The 1,043-nt window shown below is 54.2% G+C and carries 1 rRNA gene; it reads left to right on the forward strand.

The features are described from left to right. A 23S ribosomal RNA gene (locus tag JOD95_RS16095) occupies nt 1-1,035 on the forward strand; the annotation flags it as partial. Between the last annotated feature and the right edge of the window lie 8 nt (nt 1,036-1,043).

Here is a 1,043-nt window from a genome sequence, read left to right on the forward strand (position 1 = left end):
AGGGCGAAGCTCTGAATTTAAGCCCCAGTAAACGGCGGTGGTAACTATAACCATCCTAAGGTAGCGAAATTCCTTGTCGGGTAAGTTCCGACCTGCACGAATGGCGTAACGACTTCCCAGCTGTCTCAACCGCGAACTCGGCGAAATTGCACTACGAGTAAAGATGCTCGTTACGCGCAGCAGGACGGAAAGACCCCGTGACCTTTACTACAGTTTGGTATTGGTGTTCGGAGTGGCTTGTGTAGGATAGGTGGGAGACTGTGAAGCGGGCACGCTAGTGTTCGTGGAGTCATTGTTGAAATACCACTCTGGTCACTTTGGATGTCTAACGTAGGACCCTGATCGGGTTCATGGACAGTGCCTGATGGGTAGTTTAACTGGGGCGGTTGCCTCCCAAAGAGTAACGGAGGCGCCCAAAGGTTCCCTCAACCTGGTTGGCAATCAGGTGGCGAGTGTAAGTGCACAAGGGAGCTTGACTGTGAGACTGACAGGTCGAGCAGGGACGAAAGTCGGGACTAGTGATCCGGCAGTGGCTTGTGGAAGCGCTGTCGCTCAACGGATAAAAGGTACCTCGGGGATAACAGGCTGATCTTGCCCAAGAGTCCATATCGACGGCATGGTTTGGCACCTCGATGTCGGCTCGTCGCATCCTGGGGCTGGAGTAGGTCCCAAGGGTTGGGCTGTTCGCCCATTAAAGCGGTACGCGAGCTGGGTTTAGAACGTCGTGAGACAGTTCGGTCCCTATCCGCTGCGCGCGTTGGAAATTTGAGAAGATCTATCCCTAGTACGAGAGGACCGGGATGGACGAACCTCTGGTGTGTCAGTTGTTCTGCCAAGGGCACCGCTGATTAGCTACGTTCGGACCGGATAACCGCTGAAAGCATCTAAGCGGGAAGCCGTCTTCGAGATGAGATTTCCATGCACCTTGAGTGTGAGAGGCTCCCAGCAGACTACTGGGTTGATAGGCCGGATGTGGAAGCGGGGACTAACGACCCGTGGAGCTGACCGGTACTAATAAGCCGAAGACTTGACAACACAACTTT

Origin of the sequence: Curtobacterium sp. 1310, assembly GCF_017834105.1 — a bacterium.
Lineage (GTDB): Bacteria > Actinomycetota > Actinomycetes > Actinomycetales > Microbacteriaceae > Curtobacterium.